Source organism: Bartonella sp. CL435QHHD (assembly GCF_042195095.1).
Taxonomy (GTDB): domain Bacteria; phylum Pseudomonadota; class Alphaproteobacteria; order Rhizobiales; family Rhizobiaceae; genus Bartonella.
The window spans coordinates 119,216-145,233 of sequence record NZ_JBHINS010000054.1 but is presented as its reverse complement, the minus strand read 5'-3'; the positions used below and the strand labels follow the sequence as shown (position 1 = coordinate 145,233).

Sequence of the window (26,018 nt, the reverse complement as noted above, 5' to 3'; positions counted from 1 at the left end):
TTAAGTGTCTTTTTAAGTGCGCTCTAAATATTTAGGGCAAGGCTGATCTGTCGAGTCTTAATATAAATGAATTATATGGGGTGGGAAGCTAAGTGAAATTTGCTAAACTCCAAACTGTTTACAGAGTGGTTCGGATGAAGATTTTTATTCTTTTGGGTGGGAAGGAAGTCAAAAAAGCATTTTTGACACTTAAAAGAGCTTTCAGGTTCGCGAGTAATATGTTTAGTCCTTAATCCATTATGTATTGACTATAATTTATGTTGCTTCATAGATTAGGGGTGGGAAAGAATATATTATGCGTTTAGAAAATCAGCAGAAAAGCAGGAAATTTTGATGATTTCGGAAACATAAACGCAGACTGGTTATTTGGAAACGATACCGAAAGAGATCGCAAGAAATAAAGGAAGGATGTTTCTTTAGCAGATGATTCCTATTGTCAAGCTGTTGCTATTGTGCTTCGTGATCGTAAGGCTTCGACTTCTTATATTCAATGTCGTTTAGGCATTGGTTATAACTGTGCTACAACATTGATTGAAAGGATGGAAGAAGAAGGCATCATTAGTCCAGTAAATGATATGGGTAAGCAAAAAGTTTTGGAGACTGTCGAAGAAGAATACTTTTGAAAATCTTTTGATATTTTTTTCAAACAATATCTTTATCTTATAAAGATAGGTATTTATTCGTCGTTGATCACTTAAGTTATGAATTATAAAGTTAATTAAGTATTGCTTGGGAGCATTTTTTATGAAAACGTCTTTTTTACCGCAAAGAAGAATCTTTGGGTTGGTGGGAATTATTATCTTTTGGTGTTTAACTTTTCCTGTTTTTTCGCAAGTATCTAATAAAGTGATAAAGGCGCAAAATGTTGTGAATCACTTTGCGGCAATCAAAACAATGACAGGTGATTTTATTCAGTTTAGTCCAAAGGGAAAAATGTCTCAGGGGACATTTTATTTAGAGCGTCCAGGGAAAATTCGTTTCATTTACAAAAAAATGCCTTTACAAATTATTGCAGATGGCCAATTTGTGGGTATTAACAATCGGGCTTTGAATACTTGGAACTTTTCACAACTTTCGCAAACGCCAATGAAGTTTTTGTTGGATGATAAAATTGATGTATCTTCTGGGCGCTTGTTGGCATTTCGCGAAGATCCAGGGGCTGTGACGATTGTTCTGCGTGATAAAACGATTGGGGCAGGGCAAATAAGGATGGTTTTTGATTCTAAAGGCTCTGCTTTGCGGCAGTGGACAATTGTTGACCAACAAAATTTGGAAACTACTGTGCAGGTTATGAATGTGCGGACAGACGTCCGGTTCGCTAATGGGATGTTCACGCTTCCTTCGAAGAAATGAAGAAAGAGTGTTACGTTATTTGGATTAAAACAAATGTTCTTTCGTATTGCGACTTGGAATATTAATTCTATTCGTTTGCGTCTTGCACAGGTTTTTCAGTATTTGGAACTCTTTTCCGCAGATGTTTTGTGTCTACAGGAAACAAAATGTCCAGATGCTTTATTTCCAGTGGAGGCTTTTGAAGCAGCGGGTTATAAGCATATCGCATTGAGTGGACAAAAATCTTATAACGGGGTGGCTATTGTTTCTCGTTTGCCTTTTAAAAAGGTAGAAAAACGTTTTTTTTGTCAAAACCAAGATTGCCGGTATATCTCAGTTATTGTGGAAGCCCATGGGAGAAGCTTGCGGATTCATAATTTTTATGTTCCTGCTGGGGGAGATATCCCTGATGCTGATGTGAATGAAAAATTTCGTCATAAGCTTGATTTTTTAGAAGAAATGTCTTCCATTCGTGCGGATCACGGCGATGGTCTTTCTTCTCTTTTGGTGGGAGATTTAAATATTGCTCCTTTGGCAGAGGATGTTTGGTCTCATCAGCAATTGTTGAAGGTTGTAAGCCATACTCCCATTGAAACCGAGCGTTTACAGGATTTGTGTTGTCAAGGTGGATGGGTTGATCTGATGCGGTTGCATATTCCTGTTCCTACCAAGCTTTATACATGGTGGAGTTATCGTGCTCGCGATTGGGCATTTACCGATTATGGGCGGCGGCTTGATCATGTTTGGTCTTCTCAAGATTTAGCACCTTTTGTTGTAGATCTTTCTATTTTTCGTGATGCGCGCGGATGGGAACGTCCTTCAGATCATATTCCTGTGCAAACTGTATTTGATTTTTCACGTCAAGTTTGAAATAAGAGGTAAATAAAGTATTAATATTAAATAATGATTCTGAAAGAATGCGGGAGACTGGATGTATATCAGAAATCTCAAATGGGGCGCTTCTCGTGGATTATTTTCTAGTGTCTTGTTGTGTTTGCTTTTGTCAGGATGTATGGTTGGTCCTAATTACCAGAAAACATCTTTTCGTGTTCCAGCAGTTTGGGGAGAAAAATCTGCACAGACTGCAGGGCAGTCCGTTGCGCTTGCCGGATGGTGGCGGCATTTGAATGACCCTGTTCTAGATGCGTTAATGGATTATGCTATTTCTGGAAATAATAATGTTGCTGTTGCCAAAGCTCGGGTACGTGAGGCGCGTGCAGGTTTAGGGCAGGTTGTGGGAACTCTTTTGCCAAATGTGTCCAATTCAATTTCAGGAACCCGTAGTCGTTCTGGACAGTCTGATGCATTGTTAAACCAGTATAGTAGTGGTTTTGATGCAAGCTGGGAGCTGGATTTTTTTGGTGGGCATAAACGTGCGGTTGAAGCAGCGCGTTATGGCCTTGATGCGGCTGTGGAAGATATGCGTGCTACCATGGTGACATTACTAGGAGATGTGGCAACAAATTATGTGCAAATGCGTGGTTGGCAACAAAAGTTGTTTATTGTGCGGCAAATTGCTGTCTCACAACGTAAAACTTATGAACTGATGCGCGCTAGATTAACAGCTGGTGATGTCTCTGAGCTTGATGTTTCAAATGCGCAAGCGCAAATGGCAAATACAGAGGCAGATATATCACAGATGGAAGCGAATGTAGCAATGAGCGTTCATCGCCTCTCTGTCTTAACTGGTCGTGTGCCTACGGCATTGAAGGATCTTTTACAAAAAAATGCTAAGCATGCAAAGATTCCACAACCACGCTGGCCGATACCAGCAGGAATTCCAGCTGATATTTTGTTAACACGTCCGGATTTACGACGGGCAGAGCGTCAATATGCGCAAGCGACAGCACGGATTGGTCAACGTGAAGCAGATCGTTATCCATCACTTACTTTAACAGGTAATATTTCAACAGCAGCAACGGCAATTGATCAATTATGGAAAAATTCAACGATTGGCTGGTCTTTTGGACCTGGTCTTCGTTTTCCTCTTTTTAATGGAGGTCAGGTCGAGGCTTCTATTGCGGTAGCGCGCGCGCAGCGTGATCAAGCTTTTATTACTTATCGAGCTGCTGTGTTGGAAGCTTTAGAAGATGTAGAAAATGCGCTTGTAAGATTAACGAAGGAACATCAACGCTTAGAAAAGCTAATCGTTGCGAATAAAGCTTCTCTTCATTCCTTAAAACTTTCACGGAGCCTTTTTGAGAATGGAAATACTAGTTTTCTTGAATTGTTAAATGCTGATCGCTCTTATTATTCTGCACAAATGGCGCTTAAAGATAGCCGTGTTTCTTTGGTTACGCAATATATCACGTTGATGAAAGCATTGGGGGGAGGCTGGGATGGCGTTGTTGATGTATCGCGTCCAGAAGTCGTTGATAATGCACCTCGTTCGCGTGCAAAGGTAGGGAAATGAAAAAAAACTTACTCAAAAATTTCATTACAAAACATAAAAAACTTTCCTTCTTTTTAACTGCTATATTTCTCATTCTCTTGTTGTTATGGTTACGTTCTGTTTTTTTTGGAACATCTACTCCAACTTATATAACAGCGGTGGTGAAGCGTGGGGATATTGAGGAAAGTGTTTTAGCTTCTGGTCTTGTACGTCCTTACCGGTTGGTGGCTGTTGGTGCGCGTGCAACAGGGCGTGTGGTGTCAATGCGTGTTTCCCCTGGGAGTGTTGTGAAAGAAGGCGATCTCTTGGCAGAAATTGATCCTACAGATCAGGAAAATGATTTAAAAAGAAAAAAAGCGGCATTATCGCATTATTATGCGAATTTGGTAGAACAAGAAGCCTATCTTTCTCTTGCACAGAAAAATTTAGAGCGTCAGAAAAAAATGATCGAAACACGTGCGATTTCACGGGCGAACCTCGATGAGGCTGCGACACAGGTGAAAATACGCGAGGCGCAAATTGAACAACTTCGTCAGCAGATTGTGCAAGCACAAATTGATGTGGAGAGTGCAGAGGTTAATTTAGGTTATACACGCATCACTGCCCCTTCAGCGGGAACGGTTTTGGCAACAGTTGTGGAAGAAGGGCAGAATGTGAATGCGGTTCAGTCGGCGCCAACAATTGTTATTTTGGGTGATTTATCAAAGATGACGATCAAGGCGCAAATCTCAGAAGCAGATATTCTTAAAGTCCGAGCTGGACAACCACTTTATTTTACAGTTTTAGGTAATTCACAGCGTCGTTATGAAGGCGTTTTAGAAAAAGTAGAGCCGGCTCCTGAAGCAATTCGTGCTGATGTGAGTATTAATCCTGGTATGGTGAGTGGTTCTAGTGCTTTAATATCATCGGCTATCTATTACAATGGAATTCTACATGTTGATAATGCGGACAATTTTTTGCGAACCTATATGACTGCTCAAGTTCATATTATCTTAGGGCGCGCGCAGAATGTCTTGTTGGTTCCAAGTGATGCTTTACGCGATGAGACAAGAGAGCGTAAAGCATGGGTTTCTGTTTTGGTGGGGGAAAATAAGGTGGTTACTAAACAGGTGAGTGTTGGGTTGAATAATAAGGTTATGGCGGAGATTATTTCAGGACTTAACGAGGGTGATGTCGTCATCACCAGTTCGTCTGATGGAGTGATGCCAGAGTCTTCTAACATGCATAGCGAAGACGAGAGTTAAAGCATGAGCACAAATCAAGCAGATGCTGTCTTCGTCTTGGAAAATATTGTGCGCAAATTTCCTGCGGGCGAAACGTTTGTTACCGTTTTGAAAAACATCAATCTTACCATTAAACGTGGTGAAATGGTGGCAATTGTAGGTGCTTCCGGTTCAGGTAAATCTACCTTGATGAATATTTTAGGCTGTCTTGATCGTCCAACTTCTGGCCGTTATTGGATCTCTGGTAAAGAAACAGCTTCTCTTTCTGCGGATGAATTGTCGGCTTTACGACGTAATCATTTTGGTTTTATTTTTCAGCGCTACCATTTGTTGAATGAATTGACAGCTCTTGGTAATGTTGAAATTCCGGCTATTTATGCGGGATGTGCCGTGGAAGCAAGAAAAAAGCGTGCACAGGATCTTTTAACGCGTTTGGGCATGGGTGATCGGATAAATCATCGTCCAAATCAGCTTTCCGGTGGTCAGCAACAACGTGTTTCTATTGCTCGGGCGCTCATGAATAATGCGGAGGTCATTCTTGCAGATGAACCAACTGGTGCATTGGACAAAAAGAGTGGGCAAGAAGTATTGCATATTTTGGATGAACTTCATCAAGAAGGGCGTACTATTATCATTGTAACCCATGATATGCAGGTGGCTGAAAGAGCAGAGCGTATTATCGAAATCAGTGATGGGGAAATTATTGCTGATAAGCGGTCAAGGGTTGCAAAAACAAAAGTTGGTAGAAAATCTCTTCAGGAACAACAAAATCTAAAAGGCCAACAAAAACTGGGCTTTTTTCGTTCTTTTTTTGAGCGATTCCGTGAGGCGTTTGTGATGGCTCTGTTGGCAATGAATGCACATCGTATGCGGACTTTTCTAACAATGCTTGGGGTGATTATCGGTATTGGGGCGATTATTGCTATGGTGGCTTTAGGGAATGGTACACGAGAGAAAATTCTGGAAAATTTTAAAAGTTTGGGTACTAATACATTAACCATTTTTCCTGGTAAAAGTTTTTCTGATCCACAAGCAGAAAAAATAACCAGTTTGGTTGAAGCTGATGCAGAAGCCTTGTCTGGATTACCTTATGTTTCTGGTGTAACACCACAGATTTCAGCAAGCTCGAAAGTGCGTTTTGGTGCAGTTGAAGTCAATGCCGTCATTGCGGGGGTGGGAGAACAATTTTTTCAGACACAGGGGCTCAAAGTTTTCAAAGGACAGTTTTTTGATCAAAAAAGTGTCCATGATCGGGCGGTTGATCTCGTGATCGAGAAAGAAGCATTGTCTGTTCTTTTCCCCCATAGCTATGAAAGCCCCCTTGGAAAGGTGGTGCATGTGGGGAATGTTCCAGCGCGTATTATTGGTGTTGTTGATTCGCAAAATAATGCAAGTGGAGATACATCAAATACGTTACAGCTTTATTTGCCCTATACAACAGTGCAGACACGTTTTCTTGGCACAACAGAAGTTCGTGCAATTACTGTTAGAATTGCTGATGATATTGATTCACATTTAGCGGAGACCATGATAAAACGTTTTCTCATTATGCGGCATGGTGGGGAGGACTTTTTCATTAGAAATTCTGAATTCTTCCGTGAACGTGTTATGGAGAGTACAAATATTTTAACACTTTTAATTTCTTCAATTGCAGCTATTTCCTTGATTGTGGGGGGTATTGGGGTGATGAATATTATGTTGGTCACTGTTTCTGAGCGGATCAATGAAATCGGCGTGCGTATGGCAGTTGGTGCACGGCAAAGTGATATTTTACAGCAATTTCTCATTGAAGCGATTTTGGTTTGTGTGATTGGTGGTGGTTTGGGGATCTTGCTTGGGCTTTCTATCGGTGGCTTATTTCTTCTGTTTAAGGCACCTATCCATTTGGTTTATACTATTGAATCGATCATTATGTCTCTTACTTTTTCAACACTCATTGGAATATGTTTTGGCTTTTCTCCAGCGCGGCAAGCTTCACGGCTTGACCCTGTTGTCGCTCTTTCACGCGATTAAGCTTTATCAATTGGGTCATGTTTGTTCGTGATGCTTTCCACTTGGATGAAGCGTTTATGAAGCGAAACATGAATGGGAAAAGTTTAGCATTATTTGCTGCTCTATTTTAGAAAACGCTTTGTTCGTTAAGTGGAGCATACCACTAGAGGTGAACGTTTCTTATAGCACACCACATCATGTGAGATATGATAGGCATATAAGCCTTCTTGAGGCATTGAATGTTTTGAGAATGCATAATGAATATTTTTAAATCTTTCTTGTCGAGTCTTATGGAAGTAAATCCTATTAAGGAGAAGTTAAATGGAACCCGTTAGAATGAGATTGCTTGCAGACTGAATTTTGTTAAAAATCTTCGTCTTCTGAGATGTGAAGAGGAGGACAAATGAAATATATTGCGCGACGATTCTTAAGATTTAATTTAAAAAGAGGCGGGGAAGTGAATAGTATATCTGCTAACAAACAAAAGAACAAAAAAGAAGGTTGATGCCAAAAACAGCTTAAACTTCCATTCTTCCAAAAAAATGAACTGGTATCGAGATAGCTGAGAAGTTTAAGAGGTTTCGTTTAGTATTTTTAAGATTTTCGGAAAAGAGGTTATGAGTATTTCTCACTTTTGGTTTTGCAGAGGGTGGTGCAAATTATAGGTGTTTAGGTTTATGCAAATAAATAATGATCATGCTCAGGTTTTAAAATGTGACCTAAGATACAGCCGTTTTCTGTTCCTTTATGCGAGTAACTTAGCTTTCTTTAGAATATTTTGTTTAAGGCATCGCTTTTTTCTGCCTTATCTCATGATTTTGGAGCTGAAGGATAAACAAGCCATTTGAGTTTCTAGGGTAAGGATGCCGTCAGATACTCGGTAGGGGGCGTGATCTTAAGAACTAATACCGTGAAACGCGGGTTTGATTTAATGGTTTTGGTGAGGAAGACAAAAAGTTTGAGAGGCGGATAGCTTCTTATTTTGAATGATGTATGAATGAAAAGGGCTTTCATTTATTGAAAAAGAATAAGCTCATATTCAGCAGGTGTGAGATGAAGTAAGAGAACATCGTAATACCAAGCTGCAGTTATGCTGCTAAAGAACATAATGGCGCTAGTGATGAGCAATGGTATGTCTAGTTGGTATGGTGGTTATTCTTCCTCCTGCTACAAGTCCGATACAGAGCGCCATTGGTTTGCACATTCACGGGCTTGTTTTAAAGAGACATCTCTTAAGGCACCCAATCCCATTTCACGACGGCGCTCGTGAATGGTACAACGGTAAATCCATTGAGCACCTCCATCTTTACGCTTATGAAGTAACAAGCCGGCACCATCATTATATTTGCCAGCTCGTGGGTGTTGCGATAGACCTTGCATTAAGACGGTTCATAAGAGCCATTTTTAGTCATTTCTTGTACAGTTTTTATCCACACACTCATCCCGCTTGTGATGTGCAAGCGGGTGGTTTTGATTGATTCAATAGAGAACAGATTTGAAATGAGAGAATCTGATGATATTGAGAGCTCTCATTCAAGTTGTAGCGTAATAAAATTTCATTATAAATCAATATGTTGTATGTAATAAAGCACCTTAGGCAGTGAGGTCACTAAAATTATGACGCATGAGCTTTAGCGGCAGTGATGAATATTCTCAGGCAGGGGTTTTCTTGTCGAGCTTTATGTGAGTAAACCATATAAATGGGGAAGCTGAGAGGAACCTGTCCAGAGAAAGTGAACTGTTTACAAATCGTTGCTGATAGGAATCATCGTCCTTTGAGATGTTGAGAGGAAATCACAATTCTTATGAAATCTGTCTTTTGAGGTGTTCTGATATTGAAGTGAGCAGGTGGAACGCGTTAGACAAGAAGCTGAGTTATTATTGTTTACAGATCAATAGAGTTTACAAATTTTCGTTCTTTTTCTGGGAGGAAACCAGATAAAAAGTGATCTTAGAGAGCGAAATGATTTCAAAAAAGATTGCGATAAAAAACGTGGGGTATTTGTAGCGGTGTGCGTTTTGAGCTTATTCCTATCTGTGATCTAAAATGCTCTTAAGAAGATGCTTTTTAGAATAAGAGATTGTTACTAATATATTGACTTATAATGATAGTTTAACATTCTCTCTGTTGAATGAGAAATCTAACTATCATAAATTTTCTCATTTTAAATCTATTAAAAGTATTTTTTTGCATGTCATACGAGGTTGGTATGTTCGTGTTTAAGAAAGGCGTAATGCATGCCTCTTACCAATCATCCCAAGAGGCTTGAGCTATCGTAATACTTGGGGGCGGCAAAATATAGGGTGGGGTGGTTTGCATTTTTATGAAGCGTAAAGACGGTGGTATAAATAGATCTCTATAACAAGTCTGAAGATCTTATAGTTGTCTGGGGGCTCTATTTACAAGAGCTTATATATTGAGATGGCATGTACAGATCCCGTGCTGTGAGATATGTTTGGGATGTAAGAGATGTTTTGGGTGAATGTGCAATACAGTGATACATGTATTGTGGGGTGTTCTGTGTTGTATGAAGGTAGCTCTGTCGAGCTTTTATAGAAGCAACCTCTTGTGGAAGAGTATGAGAGAAAGGTATGAAGAGGTCAGAAGATGGCAAGGTTTTTAAAAAGTCAGAAGGATAAAGATTAGAATGCGGTTCTGATATAGACTTGGAGCGTTTTAATATATTGGAATATGAGAATGCGGATTTGATTGATCTGTTGTATTGCGCTTTCAGCATTGTGCTTTTTAACAGGATAGGCAATGAAATGGATATCAGGCATTAAATATTTAAGTTCTCGCATCGAGCGCCACACATGGTAATCATGGGTGACGATATAAAGGGTTTTATAGTGGTGTTTTTTGATCCAATCGGCGCTTTCTTTAGCATTTCCTCTGGTGTTAATCGCTTGATGCCCGATGTCAATACAACAGGAGATAAGCCGTCGGGTAATATGCATGTTATGCATGAGACTTTTCAGGTTGGTTGTGGTATTTACACCACTGATGAGGAGACGTGAACCAAACCCCCTTTGTAAGAGATTAAGTCCTGTCTCTATTCGGTTTTCTCCGCCTGTCAGCACAATGATGGCATCAGCTTTGGGGAGAGGCTGTGGGGGAGAAAGTCGTTCAGTTTTTTCAGAAAAAATGATAAAACCGCTCCAGAAAATGAAAACAATGATTGAAAGAGTAAGGGTTGTCGGTGGAAAATAGCGAAATAAAAAGCGGGGAGACCAACTATAGTGGAGCCGTTTTGGAAGAGGACGTTCTAAATTGTTTTGCGTCAATGAGTTGTAAGTGTTGTGAGTCATAAAATTAAAATAAACCGTTTTCACATTGATCGATTTTTTTCAGTTGTGTTAAAATAGTCATGCGGTTTGTAAGGGTGGTAAGAAAAGAAACGAAAATAATAAGAAAAATGATTTTTCCGTAAGGAATGGAACTTATGGAAAGATGTCCAAACAAAGCTGTTATTTGGCTAGCTTCTACTCTTCCCAAGTTATAATTCGTCCAGAGACAAAAGGCTGAAAACAGAAATATGCTTGTAAGACCACCATATAAAGAACCACGCAGCGCGGTTTTAAAAAAATGCCAGTCAAATTGGCGAGCAATGAAAAGAGTTTCAGTACCAAGGAAATATAAGACATTGATAATATGTGTATTTTCTGCCAATGCATTGCGGGTGGCAAAAATGATGGTGAGGATAAGAGAACCTAGAACCAATGCTAAAATTGAAAAACCAATGAAAACAGTGGTGTGTGCCATGGTCGCAAAACGATGAACCCAAACACGGTGATCATCAAATTGACCTCCTGGAATTTGGGTTTTAATGGCGTGATTAATGGCTGCAAAATTGATTTTTTCATCCCCATTCAGGGTCACAATGATGAGGCGGGGAAGGGGTAGTTCATTGACATTGAAGCCTGTTCCAAGCCATGGCTCCAGTAACTTTTCTGTAGCTTTTTGGTCAACAATTTTTGCATCTTGTACACCAGAAAATGTTTTAACCAATTGTACGGCATCACGGAGTGCTTTGTTGATATCAACATTGTCAATGGGACGTATTTGTATTGTTGCTTCATAGCTAATCTGATTACTCCAATTTTGGGCAGCATGTTGGACTAAATCAACACCGATTAAGGTGAGGCTTGAAAGAAATGTCATAATAGCAATTACGGCAACCAATGCTTTTCCAGAAATATTACCACTGGGAATAATCGCTGTTGTATTTTTTTTATTGCTTGTAAAAATGGGGAAAGACTTATTCATGAATCGTCATCCGTCCGTTATGGAGAAGCATACGCCGTGCTGCAACTTGTTCCATTAAGGCAATATCATGGGTGGCAATGATAACAGCCGTTCCAAAACGGTTTAATTCAATAAACAAACGGAGGAGGCGTTTTGCCAAGGGCGGATCGACATTTCCAGTGGGTTCATCGGCAAGTAGAATTTCAGGTTGATCAATGAGTGCGCGTGCAATGGCTACCCTTTGTTTTTCCCCACCGGAAAGAACCGGTGGTAAAACATGAATATGATCTCCAAGACCTACCCAACAGAGAAGATCTTCCACTTCACTGCGATAGGTTGCTTCTTCTTGTCCTTTAATGCGTAAAGGTAAGGAGACATTTTCATAAGTGGTCATGTGGTCGAGTAAACGAAAATCTTGAAAAACCACACCGATACGTTGTCGCAGCGCAGGGAGCTCTTGTCGTTTGAGTAATGCTGTGTCTGTTCCAAAGAGATCAATATGACCGCGGGTGGGTTTGAGTGCCAAAAACATAAGACGCATCAGCGACGTTTTCCCTGCTCCAGAGGCACCTGTGAGAAATTGAAATGATCCAGGAGGAATATGAAAGCTAATATCACGAAGGACCTCAGGGCCCATTCCATAGCGTAGGCCGACATTTTCAAAATGAATCACTTTTTATTATTACTCCTGATTTTATATTGCATCATTTATTCTAAGAACTCTTACTTTCATTGCTTTAGATTTTTGTTGTAAGCTTGTTTATTTTAGATTTCATGGTTTTCAATATTTTTTATACACCCTCGTTATCGATAAATATTTTTGCTCAAGAATATTATCACTTATACTTTCTTTTTTTAGCTTTATTTATGATTTTAGCAGGAATTTCAAAGGGATTCTAGCATAAACATCAGAACTATTTTTCCTTCTTACTCAGAGGCTTTTTTTGCATTGAGTGGACATTGGGTGATTTTAAAAAGCTATGTTGCTCTTTTTATCTTACTTTCTTATTCTTGTTCGCATCCCAATCTTGAGGTTTTTGCTTAAATTATTTCTTACCTGTTATGAAAAAAAGCGTTTGTTGTTAGAATGATTGAGCTTCTCATGCATTGTTTTGTTTTTTATTCTCCTTGGTGGTTTTCGTAATAATGCTGAGATAATTTTAGCAAAAAAAACAAAAACCACCGTATGTTGTATTGCGTCGTGTTTTTTAGTTTTGTCGGTTGGCAATCAGATCTTCAACAACTTGTGGTTCGGCAAGGGTTGAAATATCTCCGAGAGTATCAAAATCGTTTTCAGCGATTTTTCGTAAAATACGTCTCATAATTTTCCCTGATCGTGTTTTGGGAAGCTGCGGAGCAAACTGAATTTTATCCAATATGGCAATAGAGCCTATTTCTTGTCTCACATGCTTGATAAGGTCTTTTTGCAATTCTTCACTTGGCTCTGTTCCTTCCATGAGAGTCACAAAACTATAAATTCCTTGTCCTTTAATGGGATGCGGGTAACCCACAATAGCTGCTTCTGATACAGCGGGATGAGAAACAAGAGCTGATTCAATTTCAGCAGTTCCTAACCTGTGCCCCGAGACATTGAGAATGTCATCAACTCGTCCTGTGATCCAATAATAACCGTCGCTATCGCGCCTACAGCTATCGCCTGAAAAATATTTTCCTTTATAGGAGGAAAAATAAGTTTGAATAAAGCGTTCATGATCCTTATAAAGTGTGCGCATTTGTCCGGGCCATGAATCACTGATACAAAGATTGCCTTCTGCTTCACCTTCTAAAACATTGCCTTGGGCATCAACAATTTGGGGTTGAACACCAAAAAAAGGACGTGTGGCCGATCCTGCTTTGAGGGGTGTTGCACCGGGCAAGGGCGTGATCATATGCCCTCCTGTTTCCGTTTGCCACCATGTATCGAGAATCGGACAACGGTCATTTCCAATTATATGATAAAACCATTCCCATGCTTCTGGATTAATCGGTTCTCCTACCGTGCCTAAAAGACGCAACGATGTTCTGTTTGAGTGTTCAACAAACGAATTTCCTGCTCCCATTAAGGCGCGGATAGCTGTTGGTGCTGTATAGAGCGTATTGACTTGGTGTTTGTCGACAATTTCCCAGAATCTGCCTTTGTCAGGAAAGGTTGGTGTGCCTTCAAACATTAAAGTGGTCGCACCATTGCATAAAGGTCCATAAACCAAGTAAGAATGACCGGTTATCCAACCAATGTCAGCCGTGCACCAGTAAACTTCATTGGGGTGGTAATCAAAAACATATTGGTGAGTCATCGAGGCAAAAACAAGATAGCCCGCTGTGGTATGCAAAACACCTTTAGGTTTGCCTGTTGAGCCTGAAGTATAAAGAATAAAAAGTGGATCTTCAGCATTCATTGGTTCTGGTGGACAAGCTGTTTTGGCATGAGCTATCTCTTCGTGGTACCAAAAATCACGCCCCTCTACCCATTGAATGGGTCCACAAGTTCGCCGTATAACCATGACTTGGTCCACCTGCACGTTTTGGCGCGCGGCTATCTCAATGGCATGATCAACATTGTCTTTTAAGTTGATCCGTTTGCTGCCACGCAAGCCTTGATCAGCGGTAATAATGAAGGTTGATTCACAATCGACAAGGCGTCCTGCTATTGCCTCAGCAGAAAAGCCAGCAAAAATAACCGAATGAATAGCTCCAATGCGAGCACAAGCAAGCATAGCATAGGCTGCTTCGGGTACCATGGGGAGATAAATGGTTACTTTATCGCCTTTCTTAATGCCACGGCTTTTCAAAAGATTAGCAAAACGACAAACATGTTCATAAAGCTCGTTATAGGTTATTTTTTTATCATGATAAGGATTATCTCCTTCCCAAATGAGCGCGATTTTGTCTCCATGGATTTTCAGGTGGCGATCAATGCAATTATAGGTAACATTTGTTATCCCATCTTCGTACCATTGAATGGAGACATCTCCGTTAAAAGAAGTGTTTTTTACTTTTGTAAAAGGTTTAAACCATTCAATGCGTTGACCATGTTTTGCCCAGAAGCTTTCTGGATCATCGATGCTTTCTCGATACCATTGTTGATAAGTTTCCTCATCGAGTAAAGTATTTTTTTTGATCTCTTCTGATACTGGATAGATTTTTTCAGTCATGTTTCCCTCTTTTTATTGTTTTGAAAATCTGCCTCTGTATTTTTGTATGGTTATATTTGTGGCAGAGTTTTCCCAAAAGCTTTTCATTGTGAGGTTAGACTAAATGACAAAGATTAGAATAGTCAATTTTTAAATCTGATACGTTTTTCTTAAAAAGGTATTTTATGCTTTTAGGATATTTAAATGTGGCAAAGTCTATTGCGGTATAGAGCCTTTTATAAACGCACAAAGGCATTAAAAAATATCATATAAAAAGGGAGATGAAGGTGCTTTATTGATTATCGCTTTAAATGTTTTTTATTTTGTATTCCCTTATTCAAATAAGAATAAGTTCATTAATAATTAATTAAACCAAAATATCAAAAATAATGAAAAGAATTACTGTATATAAAGTTTATTTTATAGTTACTTTCCAAATGTAACTACCATTTTTAAAAACCAATAGCATATAATAGGGATAAAGACAATGAGAATACAAAACATTCTTACGATTTCATAACAAATATTCATTATAAAAAAATTCTGATTATAAGATGTGATCCACAATAGATATCTCTGAAAATTATTTTATCCACAGATGTAGATATTTAATTTGGTATATTCTTACAAATATACTTACAAAATTATTTAACTTCAGAGAGATATCTTTGTCGCTATATGACCGAATGTGCTGCATGAACCAAAAATATTAATTCTCCTTAATTATCTACATTAAAAGTAGTATCATAATGATACATTTCAAATGTATATCATGTATTTTTAGAAAAATTTCAAAGATAAATTTTAAAAATAACAATAAAAATACTGTATAAATAATATCTATACTATGTATACATGAAATCTTATTCTTAAGAAGATAATAATATTATTTGCAATATTTTAAAATATAAGAAATATCCCCTGTTTTTCCTTAATTAAAGTTTAAAATTAGAAAAATTAGGCATATGAAAAGTTGAAGTTTTTCTCTTTGTTTACGAGATCGACAAAGGAATAATGATAAAGGAATATCGTTATTGAAATCGTTCTCATTTCCATTGTTTTGCGTGCATGTATTATGCGCATATGCTTGGGATTAGTTCTTTTATTTTTCAGGCGAATATTGACTGTATTTTACGCTTTGTAGAGCATGGAAAGCCTCTATGCTATCGTTGACCTTATAGATTGCTATTCATGTTGTTTAGCGCGGTTCTTGGCGCTCTATTGGGTATTTGAGATGTTTATTTTGCTCAAGTGACTTACATGAAAGAGTTTTGTTACTGTATTATGCAGCCATAAGCTTTTTTTATCTACTTTACACCATTGGCATATGGGGAAATTGTGTGCGCGTGTTGGGGAAGTTAAGAGAATTCGTGGTTTTTAATGGAAATCATTGCGATGATCTTATTAAATATTCTTTTGTAATTATTTATTTCGCGACAGTTTTTTCATTCATGCGCAACGCCCCTCTTATCATTTTGCCTTTATATAAGGATTTATTTTTTACGTTGCTTTTGCTGGAGAGGCGGTCAGAGGGGAGTAAAGTAGAGCTAATGTGCGAGAATATGAGAGCCAAATTGCAATGCTATCTTGAAGCTATTGTATGTGCCGATGAGAAATTTGAGAAGACCAGCTTTTTTGCTAACAGGATGAAAGAGGGACTGGAATCTTTTTTGCTAGAATTGCTCTTTTATTGATATTGAAGGAAATATTTTTTCTCATTTCTGCTGTTTTTGGTTTGTTCGTAGAATTTTCAATGGGAATTTATATGAAGGGGGAATGAATTTATATGAGAGGAAATTGCTTTAAACAGGGCGTTTTCCAAATAAAGCAGAGCCAATGCGAAGGACATTAGAGCCAAACTGTAGAGCGGTTTTGAAGTCACTGGACATGCCCATGGAAAGCTTTGGAAGACCTGCTTGTTTTGCTAATTTTGCTAACAGTGCGAAATAGGGGCCGGGGTTTTCATCGACAGGGGGAATGCCCATAAGTCCGATGATATCAAGTCCATAGTTGTTTTTGCATTGGTTGACAAAAGGGATCACTTCTTGTGGTGCGATACCACTTTTTTGCGGTTCTAAGCCAATGTTAACCTGAACATAGCAAGGAAGATGCCTTTTTTGTTTTTCCATTTCTTCAGCTAAGCTTTTGGCTATTTTTTCACGGTCAACCGTTTGAATAACATCAAAAAGTTTGATCGCCTCTGCTGTTTTATTTGATTGTAGGGGACCGATGAGATGAAGTTTAATATTTTCAAATTGTTGACGTAAAGCAGGCCATTTTTGTGCTGCTTCTTGTACGCGGTTTTCTGCAAACAAAGATTGACCTGCTTGCAAAAGGGGTCGTATATCAATAGCAGAAACAGTTTTTGAAACAGCGATAAGTTCAATTTCTTCTACAGGGCGTTGTAGCTCTTGGCATATTGCTGCAATGTCTTTTTGAAGGTTTTGCCATGCTTCAACGGAAGGGGCATCGAGGGGCGTTTGTGTATTCATATTTTTGTGCTTTACCTTTTTTGTTCAAGAGTTGGTCGTTTTTTTTAAAGTTTTATAAAATACTTAGGGAAATATTTCACGAAAATGTTGACGATGAGGTTAATCCATGGTCAAGCATAATAAAACAAGTTTTTGGTTCTGTTTTATTAAAAGAGTATAATGGGAATGACAATTGGACATTATAATATAGGCGAACGCTATAATCCACGTGCGAGAGAAAAAAAATGGCAAGAAATTTGGGATGAAAAGAAAATTTTTCAGACTCTTCAAGAAGATGCTCGTGAAAAATATTATGTTTTAGAAATGTTTCCTTATCCTTCTGGCCGTATTCACATGGGGCATGTGCGCAATTATGCCATGGGGGATGTGGTGGCACGCTATAAAAGGGCAAAGGGTTTTAATGTGCTTCATCCCATGGGGTGGGATGCTTTTGGTATGCCAGCTGAAAATGCTGCTCTGCAAAGTAAAGTGCATCCTAAAACTTGGACCTATCAAAATATTGCGGTCATGCGCGGGCAATTAAAACAATTAGGACTCTCACTCGATTGGGCGCGTGAATTTGCAACTTGTGATGTGGAATATTACCACCGCCAACAAATGTTGTTCCTTGATTTCTATCAAAAGGGGTTGGTAGCACGTAAAGTGGCTAAGGTGAATTGGGACCCTGTTGATCATACTGTTTTGGCCAATGAACAGGTTGTTGATGGGCGGGGATGGCGTTCTGGTGCGTTGGTGGAACAACGTGAGTTGACGCAGTGGTTTTTCAAAATTAGCGACTTTAGTGAAGATCTCTTGGCAGGGCTTGAAGAGCTGAACCAATGGCCGGAAAAAGTTCGCACCATGCAAAAAAACTGGATTGGAAAATCACAAGGTTTGTTGATTCGTTGGGCTTTAAAGTCGGCGGGTGATGCTGATGATGTTTGTGATAAATTTGATGAGGTTGTTTGTTATTCAACACGTCCTGATACACTGTTTGGCGCTTCCTTTTTGGCTCTGTCTGTTGATCATCCTATTGCACAAGCTTTGGCAAAAAAAGACAAAGCGTTGAGTGCTTTTATTGAAAATTGTCGGTGTGGTGGAACGACAACAGCAGCACTTGAAACAGCTGAAAAACAAGGGTTTCTCACGCCCCTTTTGGCTGTTCATCCTTTCGATTCAACAGTACATATTCCTGTTTATATCGCTAATTTTGTGCTCATGGATTATGGAACAGGGGTTGTTTTTGGTTGTCCGGCTCATGATCAGAGAGATTTTGATTTTGCGCGTAAATATGATCTTCCAATAAAACCCGTGGTTTTGCCAAAAGGAGAGCAAGCAGAAGATTTTGTTATTACTGAAACAGCTTATACGGGTGATGGGGTGATGATCAATTCCAGTTTTTTGGATGGTTTAACACCCCAACAAGCTTTTGAAGAAGCTGCTAAAAAGCTTGAAAAACAAATGCTCAATGGGCAACCGCAAGGGAAGAAAACAGTGCAATTTCGTTTGCGTGATTGGGGGATTTCGCGTCAACGTTATTGGGGGTGTCCCATTCCGATGATCCATTGTACAACTTGTGGGGTTGTTCCTGTTCCACGTGCCAATTTACCGGTTGTGTTGCCTGATGATGTTACTTTTGATCAACCAGGAAATCCTCTTGCACGACATGAAAGGTGGCAGAATGTTACTTGTCCTTCCTGTGGTCAACCTGCCAAACGCGAAACCGATACCATGGACACATTTGTTGACTCTTCTTGGTATTATGCACGCTTTACGGCTCCTTTTGCACAGGAACCTGTTGACAAACAAGCAACAGCTGAATGGTTGCCTGTGCAACAATATATTGGTGGAATTGAGCATGCCATTTTGCATCTTCTTTATGCGCGCTTTTTTATGCGTGCTATGAAATTGGTCGGTCATGTGACGGTAGATGAGCCTTTTAAGGGGCTTTTTACCCAAGGGATGGTGGTGCATGAAACCTATCGGGATGATCAAGGGTGGGTTTCTCCAGCAGAAATTTCGATTGTTGAAAAAGATGGAAAGCGGTGTGCTTATAAATTAACCGATCAAAGTGAAGTGACGATTGGTTTGATTGAGAAAATGTCAAAATCAAAAAAGAATGTCGTTGATCCTGATGATATTATTGCATCTTATGGCGCTGATACTGTGCGTTGGTTTGTGTTGTCAGATTCTCCTCCCGAGCGGGATGTCATTTGGACAGAATCTGGTGTTGAAGGTGCACATCGCTTTGTACAGCGTGTTTGGCGCCATGTGGCTGTGAGTGCTTCTATTTTAAAGGATGTGGCGCCTTGTGCAGGGCATCAGGGGGCGGCTTTGGAACTCTCAAAGGTCGCACATCGCACGCTTTGCGCTGTAGAAGATGATTTGGAAAAATTCGCTTTTAATCGGGCTATTGCACGCCTTTATGAATTCTTGAATATTATGGCACCGTTGTTAAATAGGATAGAAAGTGTTGACGATGAAATGAAAGCTTCTTTACGTCAAGCTATGGATTTTTTTCTTGCCATGATTGCACCCATGATGCCCCATTTAGCAGAAGAATGTCATGCTGCTTTAGGAGGAAAAACTTTAATGTCTGCGCTTGCTTGGCCTGTTTATGATCGTGCGTTAACCGTTGCGGAATGCTATACTTTGCCAGTACAAATTAATGGTAAAAAACGCGGTGAGGTGAGCGTTGCAGCAACTGCTGATGAGGTGATGATTAAAGAAGCGGTTTTGGCGTTAGATTTTGTAAAGGCGCAACTGGTTGAAAAGCCTGTGAAAAAAATCATTGTTGTTCCACAAAGGATTGTGAATGTCGTTTTTTAGAAGTTCTATTCTTGTCATTTTAGCTGGTGTATTCACACTGTTGTGTGGATGCAAAGTTGAACCGCTTTACCGTCAAGAGTTGCAGAGTGCAATGACAATGGATTCTGCTTCTTATGGGAATCCTGCTTCTGGATACCCTTCTGGACAAGCTTCTTTGGGGTTAGCGCAAAAGCTTGCTTCTATTGTTGTGGAAGAACCTTCGGATCGTTTTGGTCAAATGGTGCGCAATCATCTGCTTTTTCTTTTGTATGGAAATGGTGCTAAACCTTCTCTACCTACTTATAAATTAGCATTGCAGATATCCGTCTTTACAAGAGAATCTATGCAGATAGAGGTTGATTTCGAGAAAAAGAGAAAGGGACGACCTTCTGTTGGAACTGTTATGAGCAGAGCTTCTTATACTTTGCAGGATATGAAAAATACTCTTGTTGCAAAAGGAACAGCAATGATGAATGCATCTTTTGAGCAACTTCGTCAAGAATATGCAACGCTGCAAGCAGAAGAAGATGCAAAAAAACGTGTTGCGGAAGAGTTGGCTGAACAGATCTTTTTGTTACTTTCAAAAGATCTTTCCAATAAAATTTCTAGACATTAAGCAATATTTTGTCCTGTTTTTTTCCAGTCGTCGAGGAATATTTGCAACCCTTTGTCGGTGAGAGGATGTTTGACTAGTGCTTTTAAGATTGCTGGTGGAACTGTTGCAACGTCAGCACCGCTTAGTGCTGCTTCTTTGACATGATTAACGGTGCGGATTGAAGCGGCCAAGATTTGTGTTTCAAAGTTATAGTTATCATAAATTGTGCGAATTTCATGAAGCAGTTCACTTCCATCATTTCCACAATCATCAAGTCTACCAATAAAAGGTGAAACGAATGTTGCGCCTGCTTTGGCGGCAAGTAAGGCTTGATTGGCAGAAAAACAAAGTGTGAGATTTGTTTTTAGTCCTGCTGCTGTGAGAGCTTTACAGGCTTTTAATCCATCGAGTGTTAAAGGAAGCTTGATACAAATATTGTCGGCAACCTTTGCTAAAACAGCTGCTTCTTTCATGATGCTTTCAAATTCCGTTGCTGCAACTTCAGCAGAAACAGGTCCGCTAACGAGAGCACAAATTTCTTTTGTAACATCAAGAATATTGCGTCCTGATTTTAGGATAAGAGAGGGATTGGTGGTAACACCATCAACAAGGCTTAAATTCTGTAACTCTTGAATTTCTTCAATATTGGCGCTATCCACAAAAAATTTCATCTCTAACCTCTTTTTTTTAGCTTTATCCTATTTTTTGTTATGCGCTATTGTTGACTGCAAAAGCAAGAGAAAGAATTAATATCTGTGTAAAGAACAAGAATGCTATGGTGTTAATCATGTATCCGTTTTCGGTAAAGAAATATGATTTATCGTTTCCACACCCATTTCATAGTGTTGCTCGTGATAAGGCATAGAATTCATTGCGTACCAACATTTTTGCGTATTGGCATCTTTGCGTAGCGGTGTTTTTATATTTATGGAAATAAGCTAGCATTATCAAACACTTTGCTCATTTCCTATTTGCGATTGCTCTTGATATTTGAGAGTGCATCATAAGATACCTTCCTTTTTTAGGGGGTATGTTTAACTTTGTTTTTGATGAAAGCGGATGGATTTATTTTGTCGTAAAACACTGTTGAAGAACGCCTGTAAAATTTTACGCATGAAGGGTTTTTTTATGGTCAATTACATTGATTTATTCTGTTTTCCCCATTCTTCAAAAATACGCTTTTGTGCTGCTTGTATTGTTGCTTGATTTTCAATCAAGCTGAAAAATGTATACACGTGTTTTCACTTTTTGGCACAAAGCCAAGGTGAATATTGTAACGGCTCCATTTGCAATATTATTCTCCTTATAATTAAAATCATGGGATACTTTTTCATCAATAAGGATTTACAAATGTTCCTCGATGGGTTTGAAATGAAAAAAAATCATCGTATTGAGGGTTTTTATTACAATAGGTAAAATGATGATTATATCTTTATAAATCAGTTTGTTGAAGATAAATTGAGATATGAGGCGGTAAAAAAATAAACGTGTGCGTTGGGAAGAGGTCATACTATGGGATAGCTTTGTTGAAGGATGCACTTAACCGATAGCATGTTGAATGCTTAATAGTGATGCGTTTTATTTACACAGAAGAATAGTGCTGTTTTTTTGCTATAGAGTTTTTTGTTATAGACGATGAGATTGGTTCTTTATATTGGCACTTTGGTGAGGGAATGCGTGTTAATAAAGAATTTTTGTTAGAAAAGTGTTGTGATCGGGGGGGATTGAATCCTGCAATGAATTTTATAAGAGTGTTTAAAGATAAGGTGTAGACTTGTTGATGCTCAATAGGTCGTAGATTGGTTTACAAGATGAATTCAAGCATGATAGAGGAAAAGATTGTATCCGTATTGGTTCCTCTTCCTGTTGCTCACGCTTATAGTTATAAAGTTCCATCTTCTATGGAGGTGAACGTTGGTTCCTTTGTTCGGGTTCCGTTGATGGGGCGTGAGCTTTGCGGTTTTGTTGTGGATGTTGGAGAGCAGACAGCCGATGGGCACAAGTCTGCTTCGGTGGCGCGTGAAAAATTACGCTCTCTGCTTCATGTTTTTGATTGCCCCCCATTAAAAGCAGAAATGATCACATTTTTGCGTTTTGTTAGTCGCTATACAATGGCACCTTTTGGTCTTGTCGCACGATTGGTTTTGTCGGTACCGGCTGCTTTAGAGCCGGAAGCGCAGATGCTGGGTTTGCGATATTGTGGTGGAAATGTAGAACGTCTCACACCAGCGCGGTCACGGGTTTTGGAATTGGTGCGTAATGAGAAGATATGGACACGTTCTGGTCTGGCACATGCGGCTGGAACTTCGGTTTCTGTTGTTGAAGGTTTAAAAGCGCTAGGAATTTTTGAAGATGTTAAGGTTCCTGCTCCTGATCTTGTGGCAATGCCTGATCCTGATTTTTGTCTCCCTCAGTTGCAGGGAGCGCAAAGTGAAGCAGCAACATTATTGCGGGAAGGTGTTTTATCTTCTCAGTTTCAAGTTTTTTTGCTTGATGGTGTTACGGGTTCAGGAAAGACAGAGGTTTATTTTGAAGCGGTTTCTCAAGCCTTTAAAGAGGGCAAGCAGGTTTTAATTTTATTGCCGGAAATTGCTTTAACACAGCAGTTTTTAGATCGTTTTTATGCACGTTTTGGCGCTGCGGCAGCAGAATGGCATTCTGATTTGACGCCACGTCGTAGAGAACGCGTCTGGCGACAAGTTGCAGAAGGGCGGGTGCGTGTCGTTGCGGGGGCTCGTTCGGCGCTTTTTCTTCCCTTTCATGAGCTTGGCTTGATTGTTGTCGATGAAGAGCACGATAGCGCTTATAAACAAGAAGAGCGCATTTTTTATCATGCGCGTGATATGGCTGTTGCACGGGGCTCTTTTGAGCATTTTCCTGTTATTTTATCTTCAGCCACACCGTCGATTGAAAGCCAAGCCAATGTTTTAAAAGGGCGTTATCAAAAGGTGCATTTACCTTCCCGTTTTAAAGAAGCTGCACTTCCACAGTTGCGGGTGGTTGATATGCGCCAAGGAGGGGTGCAAAAGGGGCGCTTTATTTCCTTTGCTCTTGAAAGGGCTTTAAAACAAACGCTTGATAAGGGCGAACAAGCTCTTCTTTTTCTTAATCGTCGTGGTTATGCACCTTTAACTTTATGCCGAATTTGCGGACATCGTTTTCATTGTACCGATTGTTCAAGTTGGTTGGTCGAACATCGTGCGCAAGGGCAACTGAAATGTCATCATTGTGGATATCATGAACCACTTCCTCAAGCCTGTCCTGAATGTGGGACATTAGATCATCTCGTGGCTTGTGGACCGGGTGTGGAAAGAATTGCCGAAGAAACACAAATGCTTTTTCCTCAAGCGCGATCATTGATCCTTTCAACAGATCTCAAAGGAGGGATTGGGAAGTTGCGAAGCGAATTACAAGCCATTGCAAATGGCGATGTGGATATTATTATTGGAACACAGTTGGTCGCTAAAGGACATCATTTTCCCAAGCTCTCTCTGGTTGGCGTTATTGATGCTGATCTTGGTCTTGCCAATGGCGATTTACGCGCAAGTGAACGTACCTATCAGCTGCTTTCTCAAGTTACCGGAAGAGCAGGGCGTGTGGGATTGAAAAGTTTAGGATTATTGCAAACTTATCAACCAGATCATCCGGTCATCAAAGCCTTACTTGCATGCCAGCCAGAAGATTTTTACACACGTGAGATTGCAGCGCGTCAGCATTATCATTTGCCTCCCTATGGGCGGCTTGCCTCTTTGATTATCTCTGCACAACAGCGCCAAGCAGCAGAACATTATGCGCGCGCATTGCGTCAAGCAGCGCCACGGGAAAAAAATATCTCGGTTATGGGACCAGCAGAAGCGCCTTTGGCTTTGGTTCGGGGGCGTTATCGTTTTCGGCTTTTGCTGCAAGGACAGCGTTCTTTTGATATACAAGGGTTTATACGTGCAATGCTTAGCGGTACACCCAAAATGCCCAGTTCCGTTCGGGTTCAAATTGATATTGATCCGCAAAGTTTTTTCTAAAACCAGTATCGCATAAAGTGAAGGTCTCTTTGCTTAAGATGCTTTACTTGAACTCTTATATTATTCAGAATAAGCATCCAGGCAGCAAAATATGATACATGTACATTGCATTAAGTAGAGCTACGGGAAAAAATATCTTTGTTATAGAACCAGCAGAAGCGCCTCTCTTCTTCGAGGGCACTATCATTTCGGCTTTTACTCCTTTTTTGTATGAGGGACAGTATTCTTTTGATAGGCGGATTCTTTTTATAAGGGCTTAAAATGCTTAGCTGTACACCCAAAATGCCCAGTTCCGTTCGCGTTCAAATTGATATTGATCTATGCTTTTTCTAAATCAGTGCAATATAGTGTCATATAAAGTGACGCTATGTGGGCTTAATGAGGGACGTGTTTTTGATGTTATTTGACCTTAAAGCCTTATGAAGCAGCGTTCATAAGATGTATCAGCGCTGTACGAGTCGTACCTGCGTTTGTATGCTAGATTAGGGCGAGAATATTGCATATATCTATTTTATTTATCTTTGACGAGAACACAGACTCATTTTGGAACGTGAAGGTCAAAATGAGCATTCATCGTTGTCATCCTTATTCATTCGGCTCTAGAATTTTCAAAAGCATCCATAATAATAATTTTTATAAATAATAAATATTGATTTATAGTGATAATATGCCGTTATTCATATTATAGCCTCAACTATCGTAGGATTCTCTTATTTAAAATCTATTTATATTGATCAATCAAAACCATTCGTTTGCATGTTACAGATGGGGGAGCCTGTGTCGCGTAAAACTATACAAGAGAGGACCAAAATACCTAATCATCTCAAGAATTAAGGGCTGTCGTAAAATTGGGAGATGGCAAAGTGTGTGATGGTGCCGGCTTGTTCTTTCATAAGTGTAAAGATGGGGCTGCTCAATGGGGTTACCATTATAGCATTCATAGGCGCTGTCGTGAAATGGAGATTATCCATTGTTTCATGCTTTTATTACTTTCGTTCTCTAATGGGGGCACATTTTTCATGTAAAGCAGAACGCCCAAAGCGGAATATTACAGAACATCTATTGTATTACTACATTCATATGCTTGTTTAAGCAAATGTTTCTCAGCATACTCGAATTCATTTTACGATGTTTTTCGAGTGTAGAATATCAAAGCTTTCATGAATGAAAAAACCACGTTAAGGCTCCCCATCTTTATTTCATAAAGGTATAAAATGGCGCCATTTATTATTTAGCTTTGAGTATTACGAAAACTCTTAGTACTTGAGAGCGTTTATAAGAGGTGTTGTTTTCTTTAATCATTTCCTTTTTTGTTTGTGATGAAGCAAGGGAGTGATTTTGATAAAAAAATTTGAAAAGAGAGAATCTTTCGATATTTGAAGCTCATCCGGTATGAAAAATGATATATTATCATTATAAATCAATGTTTTGTATATTAAAAGAGTGTGCTTACAAGAAAATATTACTTGGTAAAATTTTTTAAAAGGAGTGGGTGTTTGAAGAAAAAAGATCAATGTTTTCTTTAATTTTTAGGAGGATATTCATTGTTTTTTCTTTCTTATCAGTTTGAAATAATAGACTTTTTCAGTCGCCGTCGTCTTTCGTTAAAGGTTTTGTGGTGATAAAGGGAATGTTTTGTTATGGTGACAAGAGCGTTTGGTGACAAGAGCGTTTGAAGAAAAATCAAAGAGAGTGAAAAAATCGCTCAGAGAATGTCAAAAAGAGGCATAAAAAAACTGTGATGCCATCCTGTATATCTAAAAAAATGCTTTTCAAAAATATTTTGAATATTTTATTAAAATTTTTAAA

General features: G+C 39.3%; 15 protein-coding genes and 2 pseudogenes. 9 read left to right on the top strand and 8 right to left on the bottom strand.

All coding sequences use genetic code 11. The annotated features are described in order from the left end of the window. Positions 1–363: 363 nt before the first annotated feature. The 6 genes and pseudogenes from ACFILH_RS03280 to ACFILH_RS03255 form a co-directional block, all read left to right on the top strand. Positions 364–623: pseudogene (locus ACFILH_RS03280) on the top strand (DNA translocase FtsK); the annotation flags it as partial. Between the two features lie 121 nt (positions 624–744). Continuing rightward, on the top strand, positions 745–1,353 hold the full coding sequence (locus ACFILH_RS03275) for an outer-membrane lipoprotein carrier protein LolA (protein ID WP_273790530.1): 609 nt from the start codon (positions 745–747) through the stop codon (positions 1,351–1,353). 33 nt (positions 1,354–1,386) lie between these two features. Further along, a complete protein-coding gene (locus ACFILH_RS03270) occupies positions 1,387–2,202 on the top strand; it encodes an exodeoxyribonuclease III (RefSeq protein ID WP_273790529.1) in 816 nt (271 codons plus the stop codon). Positions 2,203–2,263: 61 nt separating this feature from the next. After that, entirely contained in the window at positions 2,264–3,745 is a 1,482-nt protein-coding gene (locus tag ACFILH_RS03265) for an efflux transporter outer membrane subunit (RefSeq protein ID WP_273790528.1), read from the top strand. Then, positions 3,742–4,968, top strand: coding sequence for an efflux RND transporter periplasmic adaptor subunit (locus ACFILH_RS03260; protein WP_273790527.1), 1,227 nt, complete (start codon positions 3,742–3,744; stop codon positions 4,966–4,968). Before ACFILH_RS03265 ends, ACFILH_RS03260 begins: the two co-directional genes overlap by 4 nt. A gap of 3 nt (positions 4,969–4,971) precedes the next feature. Then, positions 4,972–6,960: a MacB family efflux pump subunit gene (locus ACFILH_RS03255; protein ID WP_273790526.1), complete on the top strand. Its 1,989-nt coding sequence runs from the start codon at positions 4,972–4,974 to the stop codon at positions 6,958–6,960. A gap of 1,158 nt (positions 6,961–8,118) precedes the next feature. Here the strand turns inward: ACFILH_RS03255 and ACFILH_RS03250 are convergent. The 6 genes and pseudogenes from ACFILH_RS03250 to ACFILH_RS03225 form a co-directional block, all read right to left on the bottom strand. Then, positions 8,119–8,341 (bottom strand): annotated as a pseudogene (locus ACFILH_RS03250) (Arm DNA-binding domain-containing protein); the annotation flags it as partial. Positions 8,342–9,582: 1,241 nt separating this feature from the next. Continuing rightward, entirely contained in the window at positions 9,583–10,248 is a 666-nt protein-coding gene (locus ACFILH_RS03245) for a YdcF family protein (RefSeq protein WP_375667351.1), read from the bottom strand. 4 nt (positions 10,249–10,252) lie between these two features. Beyond that, entirely contained in the window at positions 10,253–11,206 is a 954-nt protein-coding gene (locus tag ACFILH_RS03240) for an ABC transporter permease (RefSeq protein WP_273790524.1), read from the bottom strand. Next, on the bottom strand, positions 11,199–11,858 hold the full coding sequence (ftsE, locus tag ACFILH_RS03235; protein ID WP_273723097.1) for a cell division ATP-binding protein FtsE: 660 nt from the start codon (positions 11,856–11,858) through the stop codon (positions 11,199–11,201). Before ftsE ends, ACFILH_RS03240 begins: the two co-directional genes overlap by 8 nt. A gap of 535 nt (positions 11,859–12,393) precedes the next feature. Next, on the bottom strand, positions 12,394–14,337 hold the full coding sequence (gene acs / locus ACFILH_RS03230) for an acetate--CoA ligase (protein ID WP_375637556.1): 1,944 nt from the start codon (positions 14,335–14,337) through the stop codon (positions 12,394–12,396). Between the two features lie 1,781 nt (positions 14,338–16,118). After that, positions 16,119–16,808, bottom strand: a complete 690-nt coding sequence (locus ACFILH_RS03225; protein WP_375667349.1) for a YggS family pyridoxal phosphate-dependent enzyme — start codon at positions 16,806–16,808, stop codon at positions 16,119–16,121. A gap of 165 nt (positions 16,809–16,973) precedes the next feature. Between ACFILH_RS03225 and leuS the strand changes: the two genes are divergently transcribed. Together leuS and lptE are read left to right on the top strand one after the other, a co-directional pair. After that, positions 16,974–19,616: a leucine--tRNA ligase gene (gene leuS / locus ACFILH_RS03220; RefSeq protein WP_375666872.1), complete on the top strand. Its 2,643-nt coding sequence runs from the start codon at positions 16,974–16,976 to the stop codon at positions 19,614–19,616. Further along, positions 19,603–20,211 carry an LPS assembly lipoprotein LptE gene (lptE, locus tag ACFILH_RS03215; protein WP_375637557.1) on the top strand — a complete coding sequence of 203 codons (609 nt, stop codon included), beginning with the start codon at positions 19,603–19,605 and terminating at the stop codon, positions 20,209–20,211. The genes leuS and lptE overlap by 14 nt, the downstream gene beginning before the upstream one ends. Here the strand turns inward: lptE and fsa are convergent. Next, positions 20,208–20,861: a fructose-6-phosphate aldolase gene (gene fsa, locus ACFILH_RS03210; protein WP_273790517.1), complete on the bottom strand. Its 654-nt coding sequence runs from the start codon at positions 20,859–20,861 to the stop codon at positions 20,208–20,210. The two genes, lptE and fsa, sit on opposite strands and share 4 nt — an antisense overlap. 1,152 nt (positions 20,862–22,013) lie before the next feature. Between fsa and ACFILH_RS03205 the strand changes: the two genes are divergently transcribed. After that, entirely contained in the window at positions 22,014–24,209 is a 2,196-nt protein-coding gene (locus ACFILH_RS03205) for a primosomal protein N' (RefSeq protein ID WP_375667348.1), read from the top strand. Between the two features lie 830 nt (positions 24,210–25,039). Here ACFILH_RS03205 and ACFILH_RS03200 read toward each other — a convergent pair. Further along, positions 25,040–25,180, bottom strand: a complete 141-nt coding sequence (locus ACFILH_RS03200) for a hypothetical protein (RefSeq protein ID WP_375637559.1) — start codon at positions 25,178–25,180, stop codon at positions 25,040–25,042. Between the last annotated feature and the right edge of the window lie 838 nt (positions 25,181–26,018).